The sequence below is a fragment of the Micromonospora sp. S4605 genome (assembly GCF_003176715.1).
Lineage (GTDB): Bacteria > Actinomycetota > Actinomycetes > Mycobacteriales > Micromonosporaceae > Micromonospora > Micromonospora echinaurantiaca.
Genome location: NZ_QGSW01000197.1, coordinates 1 through 2997, shown reverse-complemented (window position 1 = coordinate 2997; position 2997 = coordinate 1). Strand labels below are relative to the sequence as shown.

At 66.4% G+C, this 2997-nt stretch carries 2 protein-coding genes and 1 pseudogene; 1 reads left to right on the top strand and 2 read right to left on the bottom strand.

The features are described from left to right. Window positions 1-104 precede the first annotated feature (104 nt). Window positions 105-860: pseudogene (locus tag DLJ47_RS15910) on the top strand (ISL3 family transposase); the annotation flags it as partial. A 217-nt stretch (window positions 861-1077) separates the two neighbouring features. On the opposite strand, the gene DLJ47_RS35765 reads toward DLJ47_RS15910, so the two are convergent. Both DLJ47_RS35765 and DLJ47_RS15905 read right to left on the bottom strand, forming a co-directional pair. Then, window positions 1078-1251 (bottom strand): hypothetical protein, encoded by a 174-nt coding sequence (locus DLJ47_RS35765; RefSeq protein WP_158289825.1) that lies wholly within the window; start codon window positions 1249-1251, stop codon window positions 1078-1080. Window positions 1252-1356: 105 nt separating this feature from the next. Further along, a complete protein-coding gene (locus DLJ47_RS15905; RefSeq protein WP_199235868.1) occupies window positions 1357-2718 on the bottom strand; it encodes a hypothetical protein in 1362 nt (453 codons plus the stop codon). Window positions 2719-2997: the final 279 nt, after the last annotated feature.

Sequence of the window (2997 nt, the reverse complement as noted above, 5' to 3'; positions counted from 1 at the left end):
CGGCAGAGACCGTGGAGAGCCGGATGCGGGGCCAACCCGCACGTCCGGTTCGGTGAGCGGCCTGGAGAAACGGACCGGGACAACCCCGAAACCGCGCTCCAGGCCGACTCTACTGCGATCTGTCCGGCGGGCAGGGCCTGCTCGCCCAGGTCGAAGGCCGCACCACCGCCGCGGTCACCGGCTGGCTCGCCGCTCGTCCGCAGGCCTGGCGGGACCAGGTCCGAGCCGTGGCGATCGACATGTGCACCGTCTTCAAGGCCGCGGTCCGCCAGGTGCTGCCACACGCGGTGCTGGTGGTCGACCACTTCCACGTCGTGCAACTGGCCAACCGGGCTGTCACCGAGGTCCGCCGCCGGACCACCCTCACCCAACGGGGACGCCGCGGCCGAGGCACCGATCCCGAATGGCGACTCCGGAACAGACTGACCCGCTCCGCCGCCCGTATGCACGGCAAGCACGTCGACCGCCTGGTCGACACCCTCGACGCCCTGCCCACAGCCATCGGCACCCCGATCCTGACCGCCTGGAACGCGAAAGAGGACCTGCTCGACCTGCTCGCCACCGCCCGCACCCAGCCCGACCGCGAACACGTCCACCGACTGCTGCACCGCTTCTACGCCCGCTGCGCCACCTCCGACCTGCCCGAACTCCACCGACTCGCCACCACGATCGAGACCTGGTGGCCGCAGATCCTCGCGTTCCTGCATACCGGCATCACCAACGCCGGGTCAGAAGGCACCAACCGCGTCATCAAGACAATCACCCGCGACGCCTACGGCTTCCGCAACCCCGAGAACCAGCGCCTACGCACCCGTGCCGCTACCACCCGACGCCACCGCGGACACCTCAACCCCGCTTAACTTCGAGGAGCCCCGATAGGGTCCGGGCCACCGTCAGCAGAGCATCTGATCCGTAGACCGATGCCCGTCTATAGGCATGGTCGGGCTGGTCAACCGTCCGCCTCAGTCCCGCCCGGTCCGCGCGGGTCCCCACCGATATCAGCAGGTCCAGGCTTCACATTAGGTTCCGTCGATCGCTGTTCCCTTCAGACGAGACCCGGAATCCGAGCAAGTTCCTTCACGTCCGGATCAGTTCCCCGATGTCCGAGCAGCCACCGAGCAGCCATGGATCGTCGATCCCGACGCTGAGCCCTGAACTACCGAGACGTGCGGCAACCTCCAGGGTCAGCTCGCGGAGTTGCCAGATCAGCGAGATCTTCCACATCGGGGTCCGGGTGGCTGCGTAGGTCATCGTGGGCGGCGGAGTCGTCGAGGCTGTTTTCGAGCCGACGACGCTGAGTAGCCGCGTTGTCCGACAGCTTTCCCAAGCTGCATGGCGAGCCCGGGCGAACGGCCGTCATTCGTCTTTGAAGAACGCTGTCTTGAACAGGTCGGCGGCGTCGATGAGCTCGGCTGTGGTGACCTCGAGCTCGCCCCTGGTGACCGCGTCGTTACCGTCCTCTGTCAGGACCCACGTCACGGACACCAACCTCGCTTGCGGGTCCCGCGCGAGGATCACGTAGTCGTCCTGGTCGCTCATCCATGGCACGTTGGGCCGGAACGAATCCGGCGTGAGCACGACCTCGGCGTCGTCGCCTCGATTGGTCCATACGACGGGGTACCCGCGCGGCGTGACCCGAAGTTCGCCGGGATCGAATCCGGTCCCGAACGGGTCGTGCCGTCGCATGACGGGCTCGACAACCTTCTCGAAGTCGGCATCGTCAGCCTCGCGGTAGTCAAAAGCTTCACAACCATGAAAGGTCACGATGAGATGGGGCTTCGCGACGAACCGGTCGCGGCTGACGACCCTGATTCCGACGCCAGGCAGACCGACGCCGAGGAAGTGCTCTCGCCCATGCGCGATATGGGCGGACTTCTCACTCCGCCACGCGTCCAGACGTGCCGCTCGCTCTTCTGCCGTCGGCGGCCGCCCCACTGAGAGGATGCTTCTTGCTAGGAACGCTGACGTGGACGCGAGAGTGCTCGTCTCCGGCTCGTGCTGCTTGCTGAACTCTTCTTCTTCGAACTCGTACAGGCGCTCCAGCACCTCGTCAACGCCGTCAACGCGCCCGATGGAGCCGAGGATCTCCACGTCGAGATCGATCGGTGCTCTGCCGCCTCCGCGAGCTCGCTCGATGAGAGCAAGCAGCTCGCCGGCCCGGGCCGGGCGGGTGTTGCTGGTTCCCCGCACGTAGACCGCACCGTCCTCGAGACTGTCCCGACGGTCATCTCTCTGGAAGCTCTTGTGACACGGGAAGATCGGCTGACCATCCTGCGGCGGCTGCGCGATGACGAACAATACCTCACGATCGTCGCCGACGCCGATCCTCCCGAATTCAAACGCGGGGAACTGCGACCCGAGATAGGGACGGAGCCGGTCCTCCAGCTCGTGAGCCTCGACGCCACGGGGGACGCCCGGCGTGCTGCCCTTCCGCGCGCCGATGACCAGCACCGCGTAGCCGTGGAAGTGCCGTGCCGCCTCACGCGGACGTCGGTTGGCCGCTCCCAGCAGGAACTTGGCCACCTTCGCCACGCCGGCCTTGCTGTTGAGGTCGAGGCTGCTCTTGACCTCGAGGTAGGTTGTCTCGGCCTCGTCGCCGACGGCGACCACGTGGTCGAGAATGCTCCGCTGAGCGCGCTCACCGAGAGGGATGACGTCGGTCGCAAGCGTCACGGGCTTCGGCTCTGGCGGCATAGCTGCGGCGGGATCAGCAGGCATAGGTCGATTGTCCCACCCACCGCCGACGCCACAGTATGTCGAAAGTCGGGCTGATAAGGAGCTCGGACACACACGCATCACCAAATGGCCTGGAAGCTTCGTGTGTCGGTGGCCCCGGCCATACTCGGAACATGTGCAGCGATCGTCGTTAGTACTCCAGCCGGGGATCGTGATCACGGCTCGATGAGGGCTTGTCGGGCGTAGTGGCTGGTCATGGCTCTGGCTTGGTGGCGGCGTCGGCGGATGGACCAGAGCAGCGGGTCGTAGCGTCGGCGGGTG